The sequence below is a fragment of the Jatrophihabitans lederbergiae genome (assembly GCF_031845305.1).
GTDB classification, from domain to species: Bacteria; Actinomycetota; Actinomycetes; order Mycobacteriales; family Jatrophihabitantaceae; genus Jatrophihabitans_A; species Jatrophihabitans_A lederbergiae.
The window spans coordinates 1-266 of the sequence record NZ_JAVREH010000253.1; the positions used below are offsets into that span (position 1 = coordinate 1).

Here is a 266-nt window from a genome sequence, read left to right on the forward strand (position 1 = left end):
TGCCATTGGACGTGCTGCAGAACCGGCGCCCGAATGCTTTCGGCCGCGTCGGCGATCAGGTCGTTCGCGGCGAGCGACCGGGGCAGTAGTTCGGATTGGGTGAGCCCGAACTTTCCCAGTACCGCGCGCCGCAACCGGGCCCCAGAGCAGCGCAAGCCGGCAACCCGTACCGGGCGCCCATCGAACATCCCGAGGAAGGCCACTCGTTGTTCATCGACCCAGCCCGATTCGGCCGCGGCCGCGAGCACGTGCATCCAGTCCTCGCT

The 266-nt window shown here is 68.0% G+C and carries 1 protein-coding gene; it reads right to left on the reverse strand.

Annotation, left to right across the window (positions count from 1 at the left end; genetic code table 11):
• Positions 1 to 254: hypothetical protein (locus tag RM423_RS25175; protein WP_311425763.1), on the reverse strand; the 254-nt coding region annotated here is incomplete at its 3' end.
• Positions 255 to 266: the final 12 nt, after the last annotated feature.